The organism is Rhodococcus sp. NS-SX18 (genome assembly GCF_057367935.1).
In genome coordinates this window covers 2235689-2257217 of sequence record NZ_CM170633.1, presented here as the reverse complement: position 1 = coordinate 2257217, position 21529 = coordinate 2235689, and the positions used below count along the sequence as shown (strand labels likewise).

Annotated in this window: 20 protein-coding genes; 5 read left to right on the top strand and 15 right to left on the bottom strand. The window is 70.8% G+C overall.

Features of this window, described 5'->3' with window-relative positions; translation table 11 throughout:
* The 7 genes from AC2IPW_RS10540 to rimP form a co-directional block, all read right to left on the bottom strand.
* Entirely contained in the window at nucleotides 1–984 is a 984-nt protein-coding gene (locus AC2IPW_RS10540) for a DHH family phosphoesterase (RefSeq protein ID WP_003935688.1), read from the bottom strand.
* Nucleotides 985–991: 7 nt separating this feature from the next.
* Nucleotides 992–1474, bottom strand: a complete 483-nt coding sequence (rbfA, locus tag AC2IPW_RS10535) for a 30S ribosome-binding factor RbfA (RefSeq protein WP_010592705.1) — start codon at nucleotides 1472–1474, stop codon at nucleotides 992–994.
* A 59-nt stretch (nucleotides 1475–1533) separates the two neighbouring features.
* Nucleotides 1534–1824 carry a DUF503 domain-containing protein gene (locus tag AC2IPW_RS10530; RefSeq protein WP_003935690.1) on the bottom strand — a complete coding sequence of 97 codons (291 nt, stop codon included), beginning with the start codon at nucleotides 1822–1824 and terminating at the stop codon, nucleotides 1534–1536.
* A gap of 104 nt (nucleotides 1825–1928) precedes the next feature.
* Complete coding sequence (gene infB, locus AC2IPW_RS10525; protein WP_486376827.1) at nucleotides 1929–4844, bottom strand: translation initiation factor IF-2; 2916 nt, start codon at nucleotides 4842–4844, stop codon at nucleotides 1929–1931.
* Nucleotides 4845–4994: 150 nt separating this feature from the next.
* Nucleotides 4995–5315, bottom strand: coding sequence for a YlxR family protein (locus AC2IPW_RS10520; RefSeq protein WP_371383080.1), 321 nt, complete (start codon nucleotides 5313–5315; stop codon nucleotides 4995–4997).
* Nucleotides 5316–5359: 44 nt separating this feature from the next.
* A complete protein-coding gene (nusA, locus tag AC2IPW_RS10515; RefSeq protein ID WP_003938972.1) occupies nucleotides 5360–6388 on the bottom strand; it encodes a transcription termination factor NusA in 1029 nt (342 codons plus the stop codon).
* The gene (gene rimP, locus AC2IPW_RS10510) at nucleotides 6385–6993 is read right to left on the bottom strand and encodes a ribosome maturation factor RimP (protein WP_486376826.1); all 609 of its coding nucleotides are present in this window, start codon (nucleotides 6991–6993) and stop codon (nucleotides 6385–6387) included. The genes nusA and rimP overlap by 4 nt, the downstream gene beginning before the upstream one ends.
* 163 nt (nucleotides 6994–7156) lie before the next feature.
* Here rimP and AC2IPW_RS10505 point away from each other — a divergent pair, with 163 nt between their 5' ends.
* Nucleotides 7157–7657, top strand: coding sequence for a hypothetical protein (locus AC2IPW_RS10505; protein WP_289379219.1), 501 nt, complete (start codon nucleotides 7157–7159; stop codon nucleotides 7655–7657).
* Entirely contained in the window at nucleotides 7654–8100 is a 447-nt protein-coding gene (locus AC2IPW_RS10500) for a ferritin-like domain-containing protein (RefSeq protein WP_003938975.1), read from the top strand. Before AC2IPW_RS10505 ends, AC2IPW_RS10500 begins: the two co-directional genes overlap by 4 nt.
* 18 nt (nucleotides 8101–8118) lie before the next feature.
* On the opposite strand, the gene AC2IPW_RS10495 is transcribed toward AC2IPW_RS10500, so the two are convergent.
* Complete coding sequence (locus tag AC2IPW_RS10495) at nucleotides 8119–8793, bottom strand: O-methyltransferase (protein WP_003938976.1); 675 nt, start codon at nucleotides 8791–8793, stop codon at nucleotides 8119–8121.
* A 35-nt stretch (nucleotides 8794–8828) separates the two neighbouring features.
* On the bottom strand, nucleotides 8829–10562 hold the full coding sequence (locus AC2IPW_RS10490; protein WP_486376825.1) for a proline--tRNA ligase: 1734 nt from the start codon (nucleotides 10560–10562) through the stop codon (nucleotides 8829–8831).
* A gap of 53 nt (nucleotides 10563–10615) precedes the next feature.
* On the opposite strand from AC2IPW_RS10490, the gene yaaA reads away from it, so the two are divergent.
* A complete protein-coding gene (gene yaaA, locus AC2IPW_RS10485; protein ID WP_416063398.1) occupies nucleotides 10616–11359 on the top strand; it encodes a peroxide stress protein YaaA in 744 nt (247 codons plus the stop codon).
* Here yaaA and AC2IPW_RS10480 read toward each other — a convergent pair.
* The 4 genes from AC2IPW_RS10480 to mqo form a co-directional block, all read right to left on the bottom strand.
* Nucleotides 11330–12463, bottom strand: a complete 1134-nt coding sequence (locus tag AC2IPW_RS10480) for an FUSC family protein (RefSeq protein ID WP_416063397.1) — start codon at nucleotides 12461–12463, stop codon at nucleotides 11330–11332. The genes yaaA and AC2IPW_RS10480 overlap by 30 nt on opposite strands.
* A gap of 183 nt (nucleotides 12464–12646) precedes the next feature.
* The gene (locus tag AC2IPW_RS10475; protein WP_289379223.1) at nucleotides 12647–14128 is read right to left on the bottom strand and encodes an MFS transporter; all 1482 of its coding nucleotides are present in this window, start codon (nucleotides 14126–14128) and stop codon (nucleotides 12647–12649) included.
* Nucleotides 14129–14139: 11 nt separating this feature from the next.
* On the bottom strand, nucleotides 14140–15429 hold the full coding sequence (gene cobA, locus AC2IPW_RS10470) for a uroporphyrinogen-III C-methyltransferase (protein WP_416063396.1): 1290 nt from the start codon (nucleotides 15427–15429) through the stop codon (nucleotides 14140–14142).
* A gap of 384 nt (nucleotides 15430–15813) precedes the next feature.
* Nucleotides 15814–17343, bottom strand: coding sequence for a malate dehydrogenase (quinone) (gene mqo / locus AC2IPW_RS10465; protein WP_289379226.1), 1530 nt, complete (start codon nucleotides 17341–17343; stop codon nucleotides 15814–15816).
* A 234-nt stretch (nucleotides 17344–17577) separates the two neighbouring features.
* On the opposite strand from mqo, the gene AC2IPW_RS10460 reads away from it, so the two are divergent.
* Nucleotides 17578–18585 (top strand): alpha/beta hydrolase, encoded by a 1008-nt coding sequence (locus tag AC2IPW_RS10460; RefSeq protein ID WP_054374771.1) that lies wholly within the window; start codon nucleotides 17578–17580, stop codon nucleotides 18583–18585.
* Between the two features lie 31 nt (nucleotides 18586–18616).
* Nucleotides 18617–19990 (top strand): mycothione reductase, encoded by a 1374-nt coding sequence (gene mtr / locus AC2IPW_RS10455; RefSeq protein WP_486376824.1) that lies wholly within the window; start codon nucleotides 18617–18619, stop codon nucleotides 19988–19990.
* A 58-nt stretch (nucleotides 19991–20048) separates the two neighbouring features.
* Here the strand turns inward: mtr and AC2IPW_RS10450 are convergent, their stop codons facing one another.
* Both AC2IPW_RS10450 and map read right to left on the bottom strand, forming a co-directional pair.
* Complete coding sequence (locus tag AC2IPW_RS10450; protein WP_040784192.1) at nucleotides 20049–20615, bottom strand: hypothetical protein; 567 nt, start codon at nucleotides 20613–20615, stop codon at nucleotides 20049–20051.
* 48 nt (nucleotides 20616–20663) lie between these two features.
* Nucleotides 20664–21521: a type I methionyl aminopeptidase gene (gene map / locus AC2IPW_RS10445; RefSeq protein WP_003938986.1), complete on the bottom strand. Its 858-nt coding sequence runs from the start codon at nucleotides 21519–21521 to the stop codon at nucleotides 20664–20666.
* Nucleotides 21522–21529: the final 8 nt, after the last annotated feature.

Genomic DNA, 21529 nt, shown 5'->3' with positions numbered 1-21529 from the left:
TCAGTCCAGTGCCGCGCGCAGGGCCGCGACGATCAGGTCGCGGTCGCCGTACGCGGTGTAGCCGGATGCGAACCGGTGCCCGCCCCCACCGAGCGCGGCGGCGGTCGCGGAAACGTCGATGTGCCGCTTCGATCGCAGCGAGACCGTCCACACGTCCGGCCCGCACTCCTTGAACACGGCGGCGACCTCTGCCTCAGCCGTCGTCCGGACGATGTCGATGACGCTCTCGATCTCCTCGGCCCCCAGCTGCGCGGAGTCCGCGCGGCGCACGGTCGCGTGGACGAGGCCACGACCGCCGGCGGCATCGGGGACGAGCGTCGCCGATGCGAGCACCTTCGACAGCATGGGCAGCCACCCGAACGGATGGGTGTCGAGGAGCCGGCGGGTGATCGCGGCGCCGTCGATCCCGGTCGCCAGCAGCCGTTCCGCCAGGCGGTGCGCGCCCGCACGCCCCCAGCGGAACGAGCCGGTGTCGGTGACCAGCCCCGCGTACAGGCAGTGGGCGAGATCCGCGTCGATCTCCACGCCCCACTCGTCGAACAGTTCGGCGAGCACGGCGGTGGTGGATTCGGCGGCCTCGTCGATCAGGTTGTGGGTGCCGAATCGGGTGTTGGAGCGGTGGTGGTCGATCACCAGGATGCGCTTCGCTCCGGCCAGGCGGCCCGCGAGCTGCCCGAGCCGGCCGACCGTGCCGCAGTCCACGGTGACGAGGAGATCGACCTCGTGACGGACCTGCCCGGCTGGCACCCGGAGGTGCCCGCCGGGCAGGTCGCGCATCGAGGCCGGGACGGCAGCCGGAGACGCGAACGCCACCTGCACCGGAGTGCCGCGCCGCTCGAGCACCGTGCCGAGGGCAAGGCCGGAGGCGAAGGTGTCGGCGTCGGGCTGGACATGGCAGAGGATCGTCACCGAAGTCGCGTCCTCGAGGAGCGCGACGGCGTCGTGGAGATCGACCGCGGTGGCGGCCTGCGTCGATTCGGCCATCGGTGCGCTACAGGTCGTCACCGTCGTCGGGCCTTGACAGGTCGTCACCGTCGGGCCGCGTCCGGGGCTCCTTGTAGGGGTCGGGCTCGCCGGCCGGAGCGGCACCCTCGCGGGCCTTGGCCAGCTCCTCGTCGGCAGCCCGTGCCCGCTCGAGAAGTTCCTCCATGTGCCGGGCGGTGTCCGGCACGGTGTCGGTGACGAAGGTCAGCGTGGGGGTGAATCGCACTCCGGTTCCTGCCCCCACCTTCGAGCGCAGCACGCCCTTGGCCTTCTCCAGGCCGGCGGCAGCCGCGGCGAGGTCGGGTTCGGCGTCCAGATTCTCGCCGCGAACCGTGTAGTAGACGGTGGCGTCGTGCAGATCGGCGGTGACTTTCGCGTCGGTCACCGTGACGAACGCCAGCCGCGGATCCTTGATCTCGTGATCGATGGCCGTGGCGACGATCGTGGCGATGCGCTTGGCCAGTCGACGTGCCCGTGCTGGATCGGCCATGTCAGTCGGTTCCTCTCCCCGGCCGCCGGCGGCGACCACATGTTGTTCGACCGGTCCGGTCAGTCCTCCGGACCGAAAATCCTTCGCCGCACGGAGAGCAGCTGCAACTCCGGGCGTTCGGCGACGAGCCGCTCGCACGTGTCGAGCACCTCGTTGAGGTACGGCACCGCGGACGCGGCCACCGCCACCCCGATCTCGGCGCGGCGGTAGAGGTCCTGGTCACCGGTCTCGGCGGCACTGACCGTCATCCGCCGCAGCTCGGCGAGCACAGGGCGGATCACGGACCGCTTCTGCTTGAGCGAGCGCACGTCGCCGAGCAGAACGTCCAATTCCAGAGCCCCGAGATACATCCGTCCTCCGATGTCGTGCGGTGCCGATCTCCGGCACGCCGACGGCGGCGGGCGATCCTCTCGCCCACCGCCGCCGACGAGACCGTCGGGTGTATCCGGCCGCGTCAGTCGCGCGGCTTCTCGCGCAGCTCGTACGCCTCGATCACGTCACCGATCTTGATGTCGGAGTAGGTGACCGTCAGACCGCACTCGAAGCCTTCCCGCACCTCGGTCACATCGTCCTTCTCGCGCCGCAGCGAGGAGATGGTGACCGTCTCGGCGACGACGTTGTTGTCGCGGAGCAGACGGGCCTTCGCGTTGCGCTTGACGATGCCGGACTGGACCATGCAGCCCGCGATGTTGCCGACCTTGGACGACTTGAAGATCGCCCGGATCTCGGCGCGGCCGAGCTCGACCTCCTCGTAGATGGGCTTGAGCATGCCCTTGAGCGCCTTCTCCACCTCGTCGATCGCCTGGTAGATGATCGAGTAGTAGCGGATGTCGACACCCTCGCGGTTGGCGAGCTCGGTGGCCTTGCCCTCCGCGCGGACGTTGAAGCCGATGATCACGGCGTTCGACGCGGCAGCCAGGTTGACGTTGGTTTCGGTGACGCCACCGACACCGCGGTCGATGACACGCAGGCGCACCTCGTCCCCGACCTCGATACCCATGAGGGCCTCCTCGAGGGCTTCGACCGTTCCGGCGTTGTCGCCCTTGAGGATGAGGTTGAGCTCGTTGTGCTCCTTGAGCGCGGCATCGAGGTCCTCGAGGCTGATCCGCTTGCGGCTCTTGGCGGCCAGCGCGTTGCGCTTGCGCGCATTGCGGCGGTCCGCGATCTGCCGTGCGATGCGGTCCTCCTCGACGACGACGAGGTTGTCACCGGCGCCGGGCACCGACGTGAAGCCGATGACCTGGACCGGCCGCGAGGGCGAGGCCTCGAGGACGTCGTCGCCGTGCTCGTCCACCATTCGGCGGACCCGGCCGTACGCGTCGCCCGCGACGATCGAGTCGCCGACACGCAGCGTGCCGCGCTGGACCAGGACGGTGGCCACGGGGCCGCGGCCACGGTCGAGGTGCGCCTCGATCGCGACGCCCTGCGCCTCCATGTCCGGGTTGGCCCGCAGGTCGAGGGACGCGTCCGCGGTGAGCAGCACGGCCTCGAGCAGCTGATCGATATTCAGGCCCTGCTTCGCCGAGATGTCGACGAACATGGTGTCGCCGCCGTACTCCTCGGTGACCAGGCCGTATTCGGTGAGCTGCTGACGGATCTTCTGAGGGTTCGCACCCTCCTTGTCGATCTTGTTCACCGCAACCACGATCGGCACGTCCGCAGCCTGAGCGTGGTTGATCGCCTCCACCGTCTGCGGCATGACGCCGTCGTCGGCCGCGACCACGAGGATCGCGATGTCGGTCGACTTCGCGCCGCGGGCACGCATGGCGGTGAACGCCTCGTGACCCGGGGTGTCGATGAAGGTGATCAGCCGGTCTTCGCCGTTGAGGTGGGTCATCACCTGGTAGGCGCCGATATGCTGGGTGATGCCGCCGGCTTCGCCCTCGCGGACGTTGGCCTTGCGGATCGTATCGAGCAGGCGGGTCTTGCCGTGGTCGACGTGACCCATGACGGTCACCACCGGCGGGCGCTGCACGAGGTCTTCCTCGGTGCCCTCGTCCTCGCCGTAGGTGATGTCGAACGACTCGAGCAGCTCGCGGTCCTCGTCCTCGGGGCTGACGACCTGAACGTTGTAGTTCATCTCCGAGCCGAGGAGCTCGAGGGTCTCGTCGTTCACCGACTGAGTGGCCGTGACCATCTCACCGAGATTGAACAGCGCCTGCACCAGTGCCGACGGGTTCGCATCGATCTTCTCCGCGAAGTCGGACAGCGATGCCCCGCGAGCGAGACGGATGGTCTCGCCGTTGCCGCGCGGCAGCCGCACACCGCCGACCGACGGTGCCTGCATCGAATCGTATTCCTGCCGCTTCTGCCGCTTCGACTTGCGACCACGGCGCGGAGCGCCACCGGGACGGCCGAAGGCACCCGCGGTTCCACCGCGGCCACCGCGACCGGCACCACCACCGCCGCCTCCGGGACGACCGCGGAATCCACCGGGAGCACCGGCGCCGGCACCGGCACCGGGAGCGCCGCCACCACCGCGGTATCCGCCGCCACCGCCGGCCGGACGCCCACCGGGGGCACCGGGGCGACCGGGACGACCGGTCGGGCCGGGTCGCGCAGCACGCTGCGGCATCGCGCCCGGGTTGGGACGCGGAGGCATCGATCCCGGGGACGGCCGGGGGCCACCCTGACCGGGGGCCGGACGGGGACCGCCGGGACCGGCCGCGGGGCGACCCTGACCGGGGGCCGGACGGGGACCGCCGGGACCGGCCGCGGGGCGACCCTGACCGGGGGCCGGACGGGCACCGCCGGGACCGGCCGCAGGACGACCCTGACCGGGAACCGGACGCGGGGCGCCAGGACGCGGCGCAGGCCGCTCCGCGGGCGCGGACGAGTACGGGTTGTTGCCGACACGCGGCGGTTTGGGACCGGGACGGGGACCGCCCGGCTTGGGGCCCGGGCTCGGCGCCTGCGGAGCCGGTGCCTGCGGAGCCGGTGCCTGCGGGGCCGGTGCCTGCGGGGCGGCCTGCGCGGCCGGGGCCTCCGGGGTGACCGGCTTCGGGGCGGCCGGGCGCGGAGCACCGGGCTTGGGGCCGGACGCGGCGGGACGCACCGCCGGAGCCGGGCTCGGCGCCGGGGCGGCGGCTTCCGGCTGCGGGGCCGGGGTGGGTGCCGGCGCGGCCTGCGCGGGCGCTGCCGGACGGGGACCGGGGCGCGGCGCCCCGGGCTTGGGGGCTGCTGCCGACGGGGCTGAGCCGTCGCCGTTCGCCTTCGCGAAGGACTCGCGCAGTCGGCGCGCCACCGGCGGCTCGACTGTCGACGACGCCGACTTCACGAATTCGCCCTGTTCCTTCAAACGGGCGAGAAGTTCCTTACTGGTGACACCGAGTTCCTTGGCCAACTCGTGTACACGGGCCTTGCCTGCCACTGCTCTCCTCACTGATGAGGTCGAGCGGCTGGTGCCCGCACGACCTCGGGTTATCTCCGATGGACGTTCATCGCTGGTGCTTCACGGTGTGCTCATGAGTGCTCGTACCTGTTCTTCTCAGAGTTGGTGTCCCCGGTCCGGCGCGTATCGCTACGCCGAGTTCCCCTCGTTCCGGACCCCGACCAGCTGAACAAGCGCAGACGGGTCGATTGTTCCCGACACCCGCAGCGCTCTGCCGAATGCTCGACGCCGCTCCGCCTGACCGAGGCATTCCGGATCGGGGTGCAGCCACGCGCCCCGACCGGGCATCCTCCGCCCCGGGTCCGGCACCAGCACGAAGCCTGTCGGCTCCGTCGCCCGCGCCACGACCCTCAGCAGATCGGCAGCCAGCACCTGCTGCCGACACCCGACACAGGTGCGCACCGGACCGATGCGCTCTCGGCCGGCCGAGGGCAGCTCATGCTGAGCCATCGACCACTCTACCGCTGATCGGGCGGGAACCGTGCATTCCACCCCTACCTGCCTGTCGCGGGCGACCCCGCCGACTCCGAGCCCCCGGCCGCGGCGTCACTGCGGATGTCGATCCGCCACCCCGTCAGCCGCGCAGCCAGGCGGGCATTCTGCCCCTCCTTGCCGATCGCGAGGGAGAGCTGATAGTCGGGGACGACGACCCGGGCCGCGCGCGCGTCGGGGTCGACGACTGTGACGGATACCACCTTCGAGGGGGACAGTGCATTACCGACGAACCGCGCCGGATCCTCGTCGAAGTCGATGATGTCGATCTTCTCGTCACCGAGTTCCCGCATGACGTTGCGCACCCGCTGCCCCATCGGGCCGATGCACGCGCCCTTGGCGTTCAGTCCCGGCACTCGCGAGTGGACAGCGATCTTGGAACGGTGGCCGGCCTCCCGCGCGACGGCCACGATCTCCACCGACCCGTCCGCGATCTCCGGCACCTCGAGGGCGAACAGCTTGCGCACCAGGTTGGGGTGCGTCCGGGACAGGGTGATCTGAGGGCCGCGCTGCCCCCGGGAGACTCCTACGACGTAGCACCGGATCCGGTCGCCGTGCTCGTACGTCTCGCCGGGCACCTGCTCGGCCGGCGGGATCAGCCCCTCGGCGCCGGTGGTCTCGCCACCGATCTTCACCACGACCATGCCGCGGGCGTTGGCGCGGGTGTCGCGTTGGACGACGCCGGCGACGACCTCGCCCTCGTGCGTCGCGAACTCCCCGAACCGCTGCTCGTGCTCGGCATCGCGGATGCGCTGCATGATCACCTGACGAGCGGTGGTCGCCGCGATGCGGCCGAACCCCTCGGGGGTGTCGTCCCACTCGGAGACGAGGTTGCCGTCCGCGTCGAACTCCTGCGCCATCACCCGCACTGCGCCGGTCCGGCGGTCGACGTCGACACTCGCGTGCGGCTGGTGCCCGTCGGTGTGCCGGTAGGCCGTGAGCAGGGCCGTCTGGATCGTCTCGATCAGCGCATCGAACGGGATGTTCTTGTCGGCCTCGAGGACCTTCAGGGCTGCGATGTCGATATTCACTTGTCCACCTTCACTTCGTCCGTGCCGTTGTAGTCCGTGCCGTTCTCGTCGTCCGGATCCTCGCCGTCGCTCTCGGCGATCTCGCCGGCACGCGCCCGGCCGTCCGGCACCCCGCCCGCGAGTTCGAGTTCGCGCGGATTCGGCGCCTTGAACTCGACCTCGACGACGGCGCGCCGCACATCGGCGAGCGGAAGCACCCGCACGGACGGCCCGTCGCGGCCGGGAACGACGATCCGGACCTCGTCCCCGACGAGCTCACCGATGCGGCCGACGATCGTCTCGTCGTCCAGTTCGATCCGCGCCTTGCGGGCCTGGGACCGGCGCCAGTGCCGTTCGAGGGTGAGCGGGCGGCCGATGCCGGGGCTGGTCACCTCGAGCACGTAGGGCGACTCGCCGAAATCGGCGACGGAGTCGAAGACCTCCGAGAGGAGCGTGCTCAGCCGAGCGGCCTCGTCGAGGCTCAACCCGGTGTCGCTGTCGACGAACAGCCGCACCGTGCTGTGCTTGCCCGCAGACGTGACCACGACGTCCTCGAGGTCGTATCCCTCGCGCTCGATCGGTCCGGAGACGAGTTCGGCAATTCTCTCCGGGGGCGGCACCGGCATCGCGACAAGCTCCTCGTTCAGTTGTGATCGCAGCGGACGACATGCCGGCGCACGAGCGGACCGGCAGGTATCCCAGGGTATCGCGCATTCGACGGCCCCGTGACCAACCCCTGCGGCCCGACCACCGTCGGCTCCGCACAGACCGGGCTGGCACGATGGTGCGGTGCCGACGCCCGCATCCTCACCGCCCGTATCCCGCCGCACCGTGCTGCGGTGGTCCGGCGCCGCTCTCGGCGGCCTCGGCGCGCTCACCGTCGCCGGCTGCGCGGCCGGCGAGGACGACGGCACCGGGGAGGTCGATCCGCTGATCGCGCAGGCCGAGCGGGCGCGCGTCGACGCTGCGACCGCCGCCCTGCTCGTCGCGCTGCTGCCCGACCGCGCGCAGACGCTGCAGGCCGTCGCCGCCGAACGCACGACCCACGCCCAGACCCTGGACGCCGAAGTGGCCCGGCTCGCCGGGACCGACCCGACGGTGTCGGGCGTCACGACGACGACCGTCGCTCCGGCCGCGGATCCACCGACCCTCGATCTGCTGCGCGACCGGCTGGGCACCTCCCGCCGCGCCGCCGCCGATCTCGCCCGCACCCTGCAGGGATACCGCGCGGGCCTGCTGGCTTCGATCAGCGCCGCGTGCGCCGTGCACACGGAGGTGCTGCTGCCGTGAGTTCGCAATCGCTGGGCGTCGAACAGCAGGCCCTCGTGGACGCATTGAACGCCGAGTACGCCGCGGTGTTCGGCTACGGGGTCGTCGCCGCCTTCTCCAACCCCGCCCGTGCGGCCGAGGTCTCGGCCGACACCGCCGCCCACCGCGCCCGGCGCGATGCCACGACGGATGCGCTGCGGGCAGCGGCCGTGACCCCACCCACCGCTGCCGCCGGGTACACCACGCCCTTCCCGGTGACCGATCCGGTCTCGGCGGCACAGCTGGCAGTACAGATCGAGACCGATGTCGCAGTGGCGTGGCGTTCCGTCGTCGAGCGGGCACGCAGCGAACACACCCGCGGCGCGGCGATCGAGGCGCTCACCGAGTCGGCGATGCGGGCGGCACGCTGGCGCGCCAACCTCGGAATCGCCCCGCCGTCCGTCGCGCTGCCCGGGCAACCCTGAGCCGCCCCGCGCGGCAGGTCAGCCGGTCATCACGGCGAGCGCGAAGCCGTCCCACCCCTTGGCGCCGACGGTCTGCAGCGCGGTCGCGTCGAGACGGGGCTCCGCCCTCATGAGTTCGAGCACCTCCCGGGCGCCGCGCACGCGCTCGTCGTCGAGGTCGGCATTGGTCACCGACCCGCCCCGGATGACGTTGTCGACGACGATCACGGTCCCGGGCCGGCCGAGCCGCAGCGCCCACCGCACGTAGTGCGGATTGTTCTCCTTGTCGGCGTCGACGAAGACCAGGTCGAACGGGGCCTCGTCCGTGAGGGACGGCAGGAGGTCGAGGGCGGCGCCGACCCGGACGTCGACGCGTTCCCCCACCCCGGCGCGGTCGAGGTTCGCGCGGGCGACCTCGGCGTGCCGCGGTTCGTACTCGAGGGTGACCACGCGTCCGTCGTCGCCGACGGCCCGCGCCAGCCAGATGGTCGAGTATCCGCCGAGCGTGCCGATCTCGAGGATGCGCCGCGCACCACGGATCCGGGCCAGCAGGTGCAGCAACTTGCCCTGCACCGGAGCCACGTCGATCGGCGGCAACCCGGCTGCGGCGTTGGCCTCGAGCGTCGCGGTCAGGGCGGGGTCGTCGCCGACGAGGAGCTCGGCGAGGTAGCTGTCCGTGGCGGCCCAGTCGTCGGCGGTGTCGTGGTCGGTCATGACACCGATTGTGGGGGCCGACGGCGGGACGCGTCTCAGCGACCGAGGATCTCCTGCAGCGCCTCGTCGGCCGGTACCTCGCGGGACTCGCCGCCGAACCGGTCGCGCAGCTCCACCTTGCCGTCCGCCCAACCCCGCCCGACGACGACCACCAGCGGCACGCCGAGCAGTTCGGAGTCCTTGAACTTCACCCCGGGCGAGGCCTTGCGATCGTCGAGCAGGACCTCGACGCCGGCCTTGTCGAGTTCGGCCGCCAGGTTCTCGGCGCCCTCCCGGGCCGCCTCGTCCTTGTTGGCGATCACCAGGTGCACGCCGAAGGGAGCGACCTCGGACGGCCAACGCAGGCCCTTGTCGTCGTGCTGCTGCTCGGCGATCACCGCGACGAGCCGCGAGACGCCGACACCGTAGGAGCCCATGGTCGGGCGCACCGGCTTGCCGTTCTCACCGAGCACGTCGACGGCGAAGGCGTCGGTGTACTTGCGGCCGAGCTGGAAGACGTGGCCGATCTCGATGCCACGCGCCGACACGAGCGGTCCGGCACCGTCGGGCGACGGATCACCGTCGCGCACCTCGGCGGCCTCGATCGTGCCGTCCGGGACGAAGTCCCGGCCCGCGACGAGTCCGACGACGTGCCTGCCGGGCTCGTCCGCGCCGGTGATCCACGACGTGCCGTCCGCGACCCGCGGATCGACGAGGTAGCGAACCCCGTTGTCCAGCAGGGCCTTCGGACCGATGTATCCCTTGACGAGGAACGGGTGGGCCGCGAAGTCGGCGTCCGTGAGCAGTTCGTACTCGGCCGGCTCGAGCGCCGCCCCGAGCCGTTTGTCGTCGACCTCCCGGTCGCCGGGGATGCCGATACCGAGCAGTTCCCACTCCCCGCCGGGTCGCCGCGTCTTGACGAGGATGTTCTTCAGAGTGTCGGCGGCGGTCACCGGACGGTCGAGCGCACCGGTGGCCCACTCGACGAGAGTCTCGATGGTCGGGGTGTCGGGCGTGTCGTGCACGACCGGCTCGGACAGCTCGTCGAACGCGACCGGTTCCGGAGCCAGAGTGCGCACCGCCTCGACATTCGCGGCGTAACCCGACTCGAGGCAGCGCACGTACGTGTCCTCACCCACCTCGCTCTCGGCGAGGAATTCCTCCGACGCACTGCCGCCCATCGCGCCCGAGGTCGCGGAGACGATCACGTACTTCACCCCGAGACGCGCGAAGATCCGCTCGTAGGCGTCCCGGTGGGCTCGGTAGGACTCGGCCAGGCCCTCGTCCGTGAGATCGAAACTGTAGGAGTCCTTCATCACGAACTCGCGGCCGCGGAGGATCCCGGCACGCGGCCGCTCCTCGTCCCGGTACTTGGTCTGGATCTGGTACAGCGTGACCGGAAAATCCTTGTAGGAGTTGTACTCACCCTTGACGGTGAGCGCGAACATCTCCTCGTGGGTGGGACCGAGCAGGTAGTCGGCGCCCTTGCGGTCGTGCAGCCGGAACAACCCGTCGCCGTACTCGGTCCACCGATTCGTGGTCTCGTAGGGATCGCGCGGCAGCAGCGCCGGCAGCGAGATCTCCTGCGCGCCGATGGCGTTCATCTCCTCGCGAACGACGCGCTCGACCTGCCGCAGCACCCGCAGACCCAGCGGCAGCCACGAGTACACCCCCGGAGCGATGCGGCGGACGTAGCCGGCGCGCACGAGCAGTTTGTGGCTGGCGACCTCGGCGTCGGCCGGATCGTCGCGGAGGGTGCGGAGAAACAGGTGCGACATGCGGGTGATCACGGGAGAGCAGCCTACCTGCCGCCCCCGGACCGGCCTCGGTACGGTTACCGCTTGTGCTGGTGCTTCTGCCTCCTTCCGAAACCAAGTCCGACGGCGGCGACGGTGCGCCCCTCGACCTGGGCGAACTGTCGATGCCGCAGCTGACCGCGACCCGCGAGGCGCTCGTGCAGGCGCTCGTCGACCTGGCCGCGGACCACGAGGCGTCGACCGTGGCGCTCGGCCTGGGTCCCACGCAGGCGGACGAGATCGAGCGCAATGCCAAGCTGTGGGTCTCACCCACGCGGCCGGCGCTCGCGCGATACACGGGGGTGCTGTTCGACGCCCTCGACGCCGCCGCATTCACCAGGACGCAGCGAGAGAAGGCCTACCGGCGGCTCGCGATCGGGTCGGCGCTGTTCGGCGCGGTCCGTGCGGGCGATCCCGTCCCGGCATACCGCCTGTCGGGCGGATCGAAGCTGCCCGGGTTCGGCACCCTCGCGTCGTGGTGGCGCCCGGAACTGAGCGACGCACTGTCCACGGAGGCCGCCGGGGAACTCGTTGTGGACCTGCGGTCGGGGGTGTATCAGCAGCTCGGACCTGTTCCCGGTGCGGTCACGGCAACTGTGCTCACCGAGCAGCGAGACGGCAGCCGCAAGGTGGTCAGCCACTTCAACAAGCACCACAAGGGCCTGCTGGCACGTGCGCTCGTGCTGACCCGCGCGGAGCCGGCGGACGTCGACGGTGTCGCCCGGGTCGCGGCCCGCGCGGGTCTGCGGGTGGAGACGGCGTCAGCCACCGAACTGGTGATCCTGACCTGACTGCGGTGTGCGCCCGGTGTCCTGCACGGCGGTGAGGAACCGGTGCGCCGGGTGCCAGAAGCTTCCGAGCACGGCCGCCACGTGCGGATCGCCGGACCCGGCCGCCGAGCGCTGCAGTTCGGCCAGCCGATGGGCGCACCGGTCGCGGGCCTCGTCGAATCGGACGGGGTCGTCGCCGGCGTCCCCGATCCGGTCCACGAGCTCGGCGAGGGCCGTCAGGAGGGCGGGCACCGTGCAGCGCGACGCGTCGTCCGCCTCGGCGAGAACACCGTCCGACGCCGACTCGGCGACGCGTGCGAGTTCGCGCAGCGCGGGCACGGCGTACCACATCCGGCCCAGGATGTCCTGGGACGCCGTGGCCTGATCCCGGACCCGGTCCGCGATCGGGCGCGGGTTGAGCCGTGCGCTCTCGCGTGCCCACTGCGACGATTCCGCCGCGCGTTCCATCATCCGGTCGATCTCCTCCGCCCGACGCGCCCAGCCCCCGGGGCCGGGTCCCGCGTCGTCGCCCGTCCCGGCGGCCATGTCGCCCAGCAGGGACCGGGTCTCCCGGGTGAGTGCCTCGACTTCGTCTCCGACCGGGTAGAGGGGCGGGAAGAGCACCGCCGTCACCACGAGTCCGCAGACCGCGCCGATGGCGGTCTCGATCAACCGATCTCCCAACATCACCGGATCGCCCGCGACGCCCGTCGCGATGACGAACAGAGCGGTGATCGCCACCCAGATCCCGTTGGTGCCGAACACCCGCCACCGGCCGACGAACCAGCCGACGAGCACGGCTGCACCGATCGACAGCGTCGTCCCGGGCACGAGCGTGATCGCCGCCGCGGCGAGCAGTACCCCGGACAGGACGATCGCCATCTGCACGAGCGCCTGCCGGACCGAGCGGAACACCGTCGTCTCGACGAGGAACACCGCGACGTACGGCGCGAGATAGGCCTGCGGCAGCGCGAGCCACTCGGCGGCGACGAGCCAGGCCATCATCGCAGCCACGGACGCCTTGGCGGCCTGGGTGGCGATATGGCGCTCGTGGCCTCGTTCGCGGACCGCGCGTACCGTCCACGACGCCGAGTATCGGACCCGATCGGTGAGGGCGGACAGCATGTGCTCGGGCTACCCGAAGCGCACGGCGGTCACACCCCGGCGACCACGGGGGCGGAGGTCTGGGTACCGTGTGCCTTCATCGGCGGAGGTATATGTACCCTGTGCCTTCGCCGGCGGAGGTCTATGTACCCTGTGCCTTCGCCGGCGGAGGTCTATGTACCCTGTGCCTTCGCCGGCGGAGGCCTATGTACCCTGCGCCGCCTTCTCCGCTTCCTGGGCCTGCGCGACCTGCTCCGGGGTGAACCGGATGAACAGCGCCGCAGCCCCCGCGATCACGGCGCACACCGCGCAACCGACGAGCGCGAACAGGTAGCCCTCCCCCAGCGCGTAGAGCTGTGCGGGGTCCATGTCGGCGACGGCGCCGGACGTACCCCCCAGGGACAGGGTCCGGGAGGTGGCCATCGCGCCGATCACGGCGAGACCGATCGGGCCGCCGAGCGTCTGCGCCACCTGGGCGATCGCGGCGAGCGGGCCGATCTCGTGCGAGCCGACGCCGGCGATCGCACACAGCGGCAGTGGGACCACGGCCAGGCCCACGCCGAAACCGACGACGAGCACCAGGACGAACAGCGTCGGCACGTACGCGACGGTGTGCGACATGGTCGACCCGTACAGCAGGCTGACCGCCATGATCAGGGCTCCGGTGACGACGAGCCACCGGGGCCGCACCCGGACCGCGAGCTTCGACGCGACGGCAGCGGCGGCGCCCAGCCCGAAGGCGAAGGGCACGAACGCCAGACCGGCCTGCAGCGGCGAGTACCCGAGGATGTCCTGCACGAACAGGGCGACGAACGCGGCGAGGCTGAACATGACGGCACCGGCGAAGAAGATCGACACGAACGTCGCGACCCGGTCGGGATTGCGGAACAGCACGAACGGCAGCAGCGGGTTCTCGGCGCGGCGCTCCACGACGAGGAACACCGCGAGCAGCGCAGTACCGGCGAGCAGCGCGCCGACCACCGCCGGGCTGCTCCACCCCATCTCCGGGCCCTCGGTGAGCCCGAAGACGAGACCGGTACAGCCGAGCGTGGCGAGCACCGCGCCCGGTACGTCGAGCGGCAGCCGCTCGGCGGCGGTCTCGCGGAGCGCGATCACGGCCAGGGTCACGATCAGGATCCCGATCGGCACGTTGATCAGGAAGATCCAGCGCCAGGACACCTCGGTCAGTGCGCCGCCGATGATCAGCCCGGCGATCGAGCCGACGCCGGTCATGGCCGCGAAGATGGCGATCGCCTGGTTGCGGGCCGGTCCGGGCGCGAAAGTGGTCGCGACCAGCGCCAGGGCCGTGGGCGAGGCCACAGCGGCGCCGACGCCCTGCAGCGCGCGGGCCGCGACCAGGGTGCCCTCGTTGACGGCGAGCCCGCACAGCAGCGAGGCGACCGTGAACAGCCCGACGCCGGCGATGAACATGCGTTTGCGACCGAAGGCGTCGCCGAGACGTCCGCCGAGCAGCATGAGACCGCCGTAGCTCAGCGCGTACGACGTGAGCACCCAGTTGCGGCCCGCGTCGCTCAGGCCGAGGTCCTCCTGCAACGGAGCCAGCGCGAGATTGGCGACCGTGCCGTCGAGCACGACCATCAGCTGCAGGCCGCTGAGGACGACGATCGCCAGACCCAGCGCACGTGTGGTGACGGGGTAGCTCACGGGCGAGGAGGTTTCGGCCATGTGGATCAACGTTACCGAGCGTCCGAGGCGACCTCGGCCACCGGCCCGGCGTCGAACGCGGCCACCGGCCCGATGACGACGATGGCCGGCGGGCGGATCTGTTCCTCCCGGACCCGGGCGGCGACGGTCTCCAGATCGGCCCGCAGCACCCGCTGGGTGCGCAGCGTGCCCTCCTGGATCACGGTGACCGGCGTCTGCGCGGGGCGGCCCCCCTCGAGCAGGGCGGCGGCGAACTGCTCGATCCGTTCGACCGCCATCAGCAGCACCAGCGTGCCGCGCAGGCGCGCGAGCGCACCCCAATCGGTGAGCGAATCCGGGTGGTCCGGGGCCACGTGCCCGCTGACCACGACGAACTCGTGGGTGACCCCGCGGTGGGTGACCGGGATCCCGGCCGCGGAGGGTACCGAGATGGCGCTGGTGATGCCGGGCACGACCGTCACGGGCACCCCGGCGGCAACGCATGCCTCGAGTTCCTCGTAGCCGCGACCGAACACGTACGGGTCGCCCCCCTTGAGCCGGACGACGAACTTCCCGGCCTTCGCGCCGTCGATCAGGGCCTGGTTGATGGCCTCCTGCGCCATCGCCCGGCCGTAAGGAATCTTGGCGGCGTCGATCACCTCGACGTGCGGGCCGAGCTCGGCGAGCAGCTCCGGCGGGGCCAGCCGGTCGGCGACGACGACGTCGGCCCGGGCCAGCAGGCGCCGCCCGCGGACGGTGATCAGGTCGGGATCACCCGGCCCACCGCCGACCAGCGCGACCCCGGGACGGGCGGGTTCGGCGTCTGCGACGACGGCGCCGGACTGCAGGGCCTCGCGGATCGCGGTGCGCACGGCCGCGGAGCGACGGTGGTCGCCGCCGGCCAGCACACCGACGGTCATCCCGTCGTAGTGGGCGGTGGCCGGGGTCACCGCGGTGCCGCGACGGGCGTTGTCGGCCCGGACGCAGAAGACGCGGTCGCGTTCTGCCTCCGCGACGATCGCGGCATTCGTGTCCGGTTCGTCCGTGCAGGCGATGGCATACCAGGCGCCGTCGAGATCCCCGGCGCGGTAGTCGCGCAGTTCCAGGGTGATCTGCCCGGCGGTCGCCATGCCCTCGACGGCGGGTGTCGCGGCACGGGTGATCACGTGCACGTGCGCCCCGGCGGCAACGAGCAGGCCGAGCCGCCGCTGTGCGACGGTACCGCCGCCGACCACCACCACTCGCCGGCCCCGCAGATTGAGCCCGACCAGGTAGTTGGTCTCGTCATCGGCAGCACTGGACACCGGCACTTCCCATCTTTCGGCACTGTCTGCAACGCGCATCACGCTGCGTGGAACGCACAAACACTACGGGCAGGGTGGTTTGCGGCGCCATCCGCCGTACGAACTTCGTGAGGGACGCCGCAGTCGCGGCCCACACGGCTCCGGAAGGATCAGCCGGGGAGGAGAGAAGCGCGGACCTGCCGGCGCAGCACTTTCCCGATCAGGGAGCGCGGCAGGTCGTCCACCACCACCACCCGTCGCGGGACCCTGTAGGCGGCCAGGCGCGACCGGCAGTGCTCCCGCGCCGGTGCTCACAGCCAAGGCCCACGCCACGCCGGAAACGAGCGTAGACCGCCGGGCGGGACGCCAGGACGTTCCGGCGGACGAGACGGCCCGCGCGGGACCCGACCGGATCCCGCGCGGGCCGTCTCCAGGACAGGATGGTCAGACCGTCGCCGGCTCCGCCGGGGCGGTGGCGTCGACCGGGGAGGCGACATCGAGCTGCAGGGACTTGGTACCCCAGCGCCACACCTTGTCGAACAGTGCGGTGTCGTCCGAGAGCTTGACTCCGAGGGACGGCACCATCTCCCGCAGGGTGTCCTGCCATGCCGTCCACCGGTCGGGGAAGCACCGTTCGAGCACGTCGAGCATCGCCGGAACGGCGGTCGAGGCCCCCGGCGACGCGCCGAGCAGGCCGGCGATCGTGCCGTCGCCGGCATTGACCACGGCGGTGCCGAACTCGAGCACTCCGCCTGCGCCCTTACGGCGGATGACCTGCACCCGCTGGCCGGCGGTGATGAGCTCCCAGTCCGCCATGCGGGCCTGCGGCACGAACTCGCCCAGGGTGCCGATACGGTCGCGCGGCGACTGCATCAGCTCACCGATCAGGTACTTGGTCAGTCCCATCTCGGTGAGGCCCACGCCGATCATCGACAGCAGGTTGTTCGGCTTGACCGACCCGGGCAGGTCGGTGAACTTGCCGTTCTTGAGGAACTTCGGGGACCAGCCGGCGTAGGGGCCGAACAGCAGGCCCTGCTTGCCGCCGATCACGCGGGTGTCGAGGTGCGGGACCGACATCGGCGGCGCCCCCACGGCAGCCTTGCCGTACACCTTGGCGCTGTGCATGGCGATCAGCTCCGGGTTGGTGCAGCGCAGGAACTGGCCGGAGACGGGGAAGCCGCCGAACCCCTTGGCCTCCGCGATGCCCGACTTCTGCAGCAGGTGCAGCGCGCCGCCGCCGGCGCCGACGAACACGAACCGGGCGTGCACCTTGCGGGCCTGGCCGGTGCGACGGTTGCGGACCTTGACGATCCAGCTGCCGTCGGACTGCTTGTCCAGATCGGTCACGTCGTGGCCGAAGTGCACGGTGCCACCGGAGGCGGCGACGTTGTTCAGCAGCTGCTTGGTGAGGGCACCGAAGTCGACGTCGGTGCCGTCCTGGGTCCAGTTCAGTGCGATGGGCTCGGAGAAGTCACGGCCCTGCGCCATCAGCGGCAGCCGTTCGGAGAAGTACTCGGGGCTCTCCGAGTACTCCATCCCCGCGAACAGCGGGTGCCCGGCCAGCGCGTCGTAGCGGGCACGCAGGTACTTCACGTTGTCGGCGCCGTGGACGAAGCTGACGTGCGGAACGGGATTGATGAAGTTCTTGGGATCGGTGAGGATGCCGTTGTCCACCGCGAACGCCCAGAACTGGCGCGAGACCTGGAACTGCTCGTTGACGTTGATCGCCTTGGTGATGTCCACGCCACCGCCGGGCTTGGCAGGCGTGTAGTTCAGCTCGCACAGCGCCGAGTGGCCGGTGCCCGCGTTGTTCCAGGGGTCGCTGCTCTCGGCCGCCGCGGCGTCGAGCCGCTCGAAAGCGGTGATGGACCAGTCGGGCTGCAGCCGGCGCAGGATGGCGCCGAGTGTCGCGCTCATGATGCCCGCACCCACGAGCACTACATCGGTCTTGGCCTCTACCACGTTCTCTGACACTGGAGGATCGACTTCCTTGTCTGTTCGCACGCGCCGCTGCGTTCCGCACTGCGCCGCATGAGTGTCCCGTGCACGTCCGTGCTCGGCCGCCGGGTCTCGCTGAACTCACGGATCCCGGCGACGTCGCGGCCGCGCCGACTGCGACGAACAGGTTACCCGCGCGTTGTCCGGCGTTTGTCTTCACCCAATTGTGCCCCGACGACAGGTCCGCGTACCGACCAATACAGTGTGATCGTGACTACTTGGCAGCCCGACATCCTCGGTGACGGATACGAGCAGCTCACGCTGCCTCTCGGCCCCGATCCGGACGGTGAGGGCGAGGCCGTCGCCACCCTCGTCCGCTACCAGCCCTCCGTCTACCCGGGCGGCGAGTCCGCGCCGGACCGTGCGGTGATCTACGTGCACGGCTTCACCGACTACTTCTTCCAGCAGCACCTCGCCGAGCACTTCGCCGCCCAGGGTTACCGGTTCTTCGCCCTGGACCTGCGCAAATGCGGGCGCTCGCGGCAACCCGGACAGACACCGCACTTCGTCACCGATCTGACCTACTACGACGCCGAACTCGAGGAGGCACTGCGGATCGTCCGCGGTGAGGTCGGCGGCGGCATCCTGCTCGTGGCGCATTCCACGGGCGGGCTGGTCCTGCCGTTGTGGCTCGATCGGTTGAACCGCCGGCCCGGCGGCACGGGCGGCGCCGGGATCCACGGCCTGATCCTCAACAGCCCGTGGTTCGACCTGCAGGGACCGTCGATCCTGCGCGGCCTCGGTACCGTCGCGGTCGATGCCGTCGGGCGGGTCCGCAGCCGCGCCGTCATCCCGGGGCAGAGCCTGGACACCTACGGGATGAGCCTGCACAAGGACGCCAACGGCCACTGGGAGTACGACCTGGACTGGAAGCCGCTGGCCGGGTTTCCCGTCACGTTCGGCTGGCTCCGTGCGGTCCGGCGCGGCCACGCGAAACTGCACCGCGGCCTCGATGTCGGCGTTCCGTCGCTGATCCTGCGGTCGAAGGACACCCGCTGGGCCCCCGCGTACGACCCCACGGTGGACACCGCCGACGCGGTCCTCGACGTCAAGCAGATCGCCCGGTGGGCCGGATGCCTGGGCGATCGCACGACGATCGTTCCGATCACCGGGGCCCGCCACGATGTGTTCCTCTCCACACCCGACGTGCTCGACGTGGCATTCCGGGAATTGGATCTGTGGCTGGACTGGTTGGACGGTCACAGCAGATCCCTGTGATCGTCCACACGAACCTGACAACGGGAGAACAGTGAGTCACTACGACCTGGCCATCATCGGCACCGGATCCGGAAACTCGATCATCGACGAGCGATTCGACGGCCGGAAGGTGGCGATCCTCGAGCAGGGCACCTTCGGTGGCACCTGTCTCAACGTCGGCTGCATCCCCACCAAGATGTACGTCTATGCGGCGGAGGTCGCGCAGACCGTGCGCAAGGCCGCGAAGTACGGCGTCGACGCGACGCTCGACGGGGTTCGGTGGAGCGACATCGTCGACCGGGTGTTCGGCCGGATCGACCCGATCGCGGCCGGCGGAGACCGCTACCGCACCGAGGACTGCGCGAATGTCACCGTCCACCGCGGGCACGCCCGGTTCGTGGGCGAGCGCACCCTCGACACCGGTGCGGGCGAGATCATCACCGCCGACCAGGTCGTCGTCGCAGCGGGCGCGCGTCCGGTGATCCCGCAGGAGGTGCTCGACGGCGGGGTCCGCTACTACACCAACGACGACATCATGCGGCTGCCGAAACTGCCGGAATCGCTGGTGATCCTCGGCTCCGGGTTCATCGCGATGGAGTTCGCGCACGTCTTCTCCGCTCTCGGCACCCGGGTGTCGGTGCTCGCCCGTACCGGCCAGTTGCTGCGGCACCTCGACCACGATCTGGCCGAGCACTTCACCGGCCTGGCCACCGACCGGTGGGACGTGCACCTGTCCAACCCCGCGACGGCGTTCCGACCCGTCGGTGACGGCGTCGAGGTGGAACTGGCCGACGGCACCATCGTCAGCGGCGACGCGCTGCTCGTCGCCGTCGGCCGCACACCCAACGGGGACGCACTCGACGCCGCCGCGGGCGGCATCGCGCTGCACGACGACGGCCGGATCGTCGTCGACGAGTTCCAGCGCACCACCGCGCGCGGGGTATTCGCGCTCGGCGACGTCTCGTCGCCGCACCAGCTCAAGCACGTCGCCAATCACGAGGCCCGCGTCGTACAGCACAATCTGCTCCACGACGCGTGGGGCGAGGACCTCTCGGTCCTGCGCCGCTCGGACCATCGGTTCGTGCCGTCCGCGGTCTTCACCGACCCGCAGGTCGCGACGGTCGGGTTGACCGAGGAACAGGCCCGCGCCCAGGGCTACGACGTCGCGGTGAAGATCCAGTACTACGGCGACGTCGCGTACGGCTGGGCGATGGAGGACACCGAGGGCTTCTGCAAGGTGATCGCCGATCGCACCACGGGCAAGCTGCTCGGCGCGCACATCCTGGGCGCCCAGGCGTCGTCGGTGATCCAGCCCCTGATCCAGGCGATGAGCTTCGGTCTCACCGCCCGGGAGACGGCCACCGGCCAGTACTGGATCCATCCGGCCCTGCCGGAACTGGTCGAGAACGCTCTCCTGGGGTTGTGACCGGTGTGTCCTTCAGGCGGTGGGGGCCACCCGAAGGACACACCGGCGGCGAAGCCGCCTACCAGCTGCCGGTGCGCAGGGCGATCGCGCCGGCCAGTTCCGCGGGCGCCTCGGCCGGGATGTTGTCCACTCCGCTCAGTTCGACGACGCGGAACTCCGACAGGACGTACCGCATCGAGGCGTCGGCCTCCGGGCGGCGGGCAGCGCTGCCCACGACTACGGTGGTAGGCACCTCGGCGGGGGCGGCGTTCGCGTCCCGTACGACGCCCTCGACGTCCGGGACCGCCGGGTGGCCCCGGTCGGCGACCACCAGGCTGGCGAACCGCCCGAACCGGCCCGAGGCGGCCGCCCACGCCAGCTCCGCTCCTGCCCCGCTGCCGACGAGGTGCACCCACCGCAACTGCAGGGCGTCGAGCAGTGCGTGCACGCCCGCGACGTCGAGACCCTCGATGGTCTCCGGGACGAACGTACGCAGATCCGAACGGTGCAGCCGCTCACACACCGCGTCGTAGACGTCGGCGGATTCCCCGGCGCCGGGCAGCAACAGCACCGCATGCCGGCTCTCGGGGCCGTCGATGCGCACGGTGAAGGTGCCGGCCGGGATCGCCACGTCAGTCGGTTCCATGCCGAAGCACGGTACGCGACAAGGCGATGCGTCCGGCACCCGGCTGCGTCACGGCAGCGTGAGGATGTCCGCTCCGGTGTCGGTGACCACGATGGTGTGCTCGAACTGGGCGGTCCACTTGCGGTCCTTGGTGACCACGGTCCAGCCGTCGTCCCAGATCTCGTAGTCGACGGTGCCGAGGTTGATCATCGGCTCGATCGTGAACACCATGCCCGGCTCGAGCACGGTGTCGACGGACGGCTGGTCGTAGTGCAGGATCACCAGCCCGTTGTGGAACGTCTCGCCGATGCCGTGGCCGGTGAAGTCACGCACCACCCCGTATCCGAACCGGTTCGCGTAGGACTCGATGACCCGGCCGACGACGTTGAGCGCTCGGCCCGGCTTGACCGCCTTGATCGCCCGCATCGTCGCCTCGCGGGTCCGCTCCACGAGCAGGCGGTGCTCCTCGGAGACCTCGCCCGCCAGGAACGTGGCATTGGTGTCGCCGTGCACTCCCCCGATGTAGGCGGTGACGTCGATGTTGACGATGTCGCCGTCCTCGAGCACCGTCGAATCCGGGATGCCGTGGCAGATCACCTCGTTCAGCGACGTGCAGCACGACTTGGTGAAGCCCTTGTACCCCAGCGTCGACGGATACGCGCCGTGGTCGCACATGTACTCGTGCGCGATCCGGTCCAGTTCGTCGGTGGTCACGCCCGGCGCGACGGCCCGGCCCGCCTCGGCCAGCGCCTGGGCGGCGATACGGCCCGCGACCCGCATCTTCTCGATGGTCTCGGGGGTCTGCACCCACGGCTCGTGCCCTTCGTTCGCCGTCGGCTTCCACGCGTACTCCGGTCGCTCGATCCCGTTGGGGACGGCGCGGACGGGCGAGACGGTTCCGGGGACGAGTGCGGTGCGAACAGGCATGGTCACCA

Coding starts and splice junctions, on each gene's coding strand:
- rimP (WP_486376826.1), bottom strand. CDS start 6,993: ATGCCGGTGCCGCCCCCGGAGAGAATTGCCGAACTCGTCTCCGGACCG.
- AC2IPW_RS10495 (WP_003938976.1), bottom strand. CDS start 8,793: ATGACCGACCACGACACCGCCGACGACTGGGCCGCCACGGACAGCTAC.
- AC2IPW_RS10475 (WP_289379223.1), bottom strand. CDS start 14,128: ATGGCCGAAACCTCCTCGCCCGTGAGCTACCCCGTCACCACACGTGCG.
- rbfA (WP_010592705.1), bottom strand. CDS start 1,474: ATGGCCGATCCAGCACGGGCACGTCGACTGGCCAAGCGCATCGCCACG.
- AC2IPW_RS10520 (WP_371383080.1), bottom strand. CDS start 5,315: ATGGCTCAGCATGAGCTGCCCTCGGCCGGCCGAGAGCGCATCGGTCCG.
- AC2IPW_RS10450 (WP_040784192.1), bottom strand. CDS start 20,615: ATGGAACCGACTGACGTGGCGATCCCGGCCGGCACCTTCACCGTGCGC.
- cobA (WP_416063396.1), bottom strand. CDS start 15,429: ATGCGCGTTGCAGACAGTGCCGAAAGATGGGAAGTGCCGGTGTCCAGT.
- AC2IPW_RS10530 (WP_003935690.1), bottom strand. CDS start 1,824: ATGTATCTCGGGGCTCTGGAATTGGACGTTCTGCTCGGCGACGTGCGC.
- AC2IPW_RS10540 (WP_003935688.1), bottom strand. CDS start 984: ATGGCCGAATCGACGCAGGCCGCCACCGCGGTCGATCTCCACGACGCC.
- AC2IPW_RS10480 (WP_416063397.1), bottom strand. CDS start 12,463: ATGCTGTCCGCCCTCACCGATCGGGTCCGATACTCGGCGTCGTGGACG.
- map (WP_003938986.1), bottom strand. CDS start 21,521: ATGCCTGTTCGCACCGCACTCGTCCCCGGAACCGTCTCGCCCGTCCGC.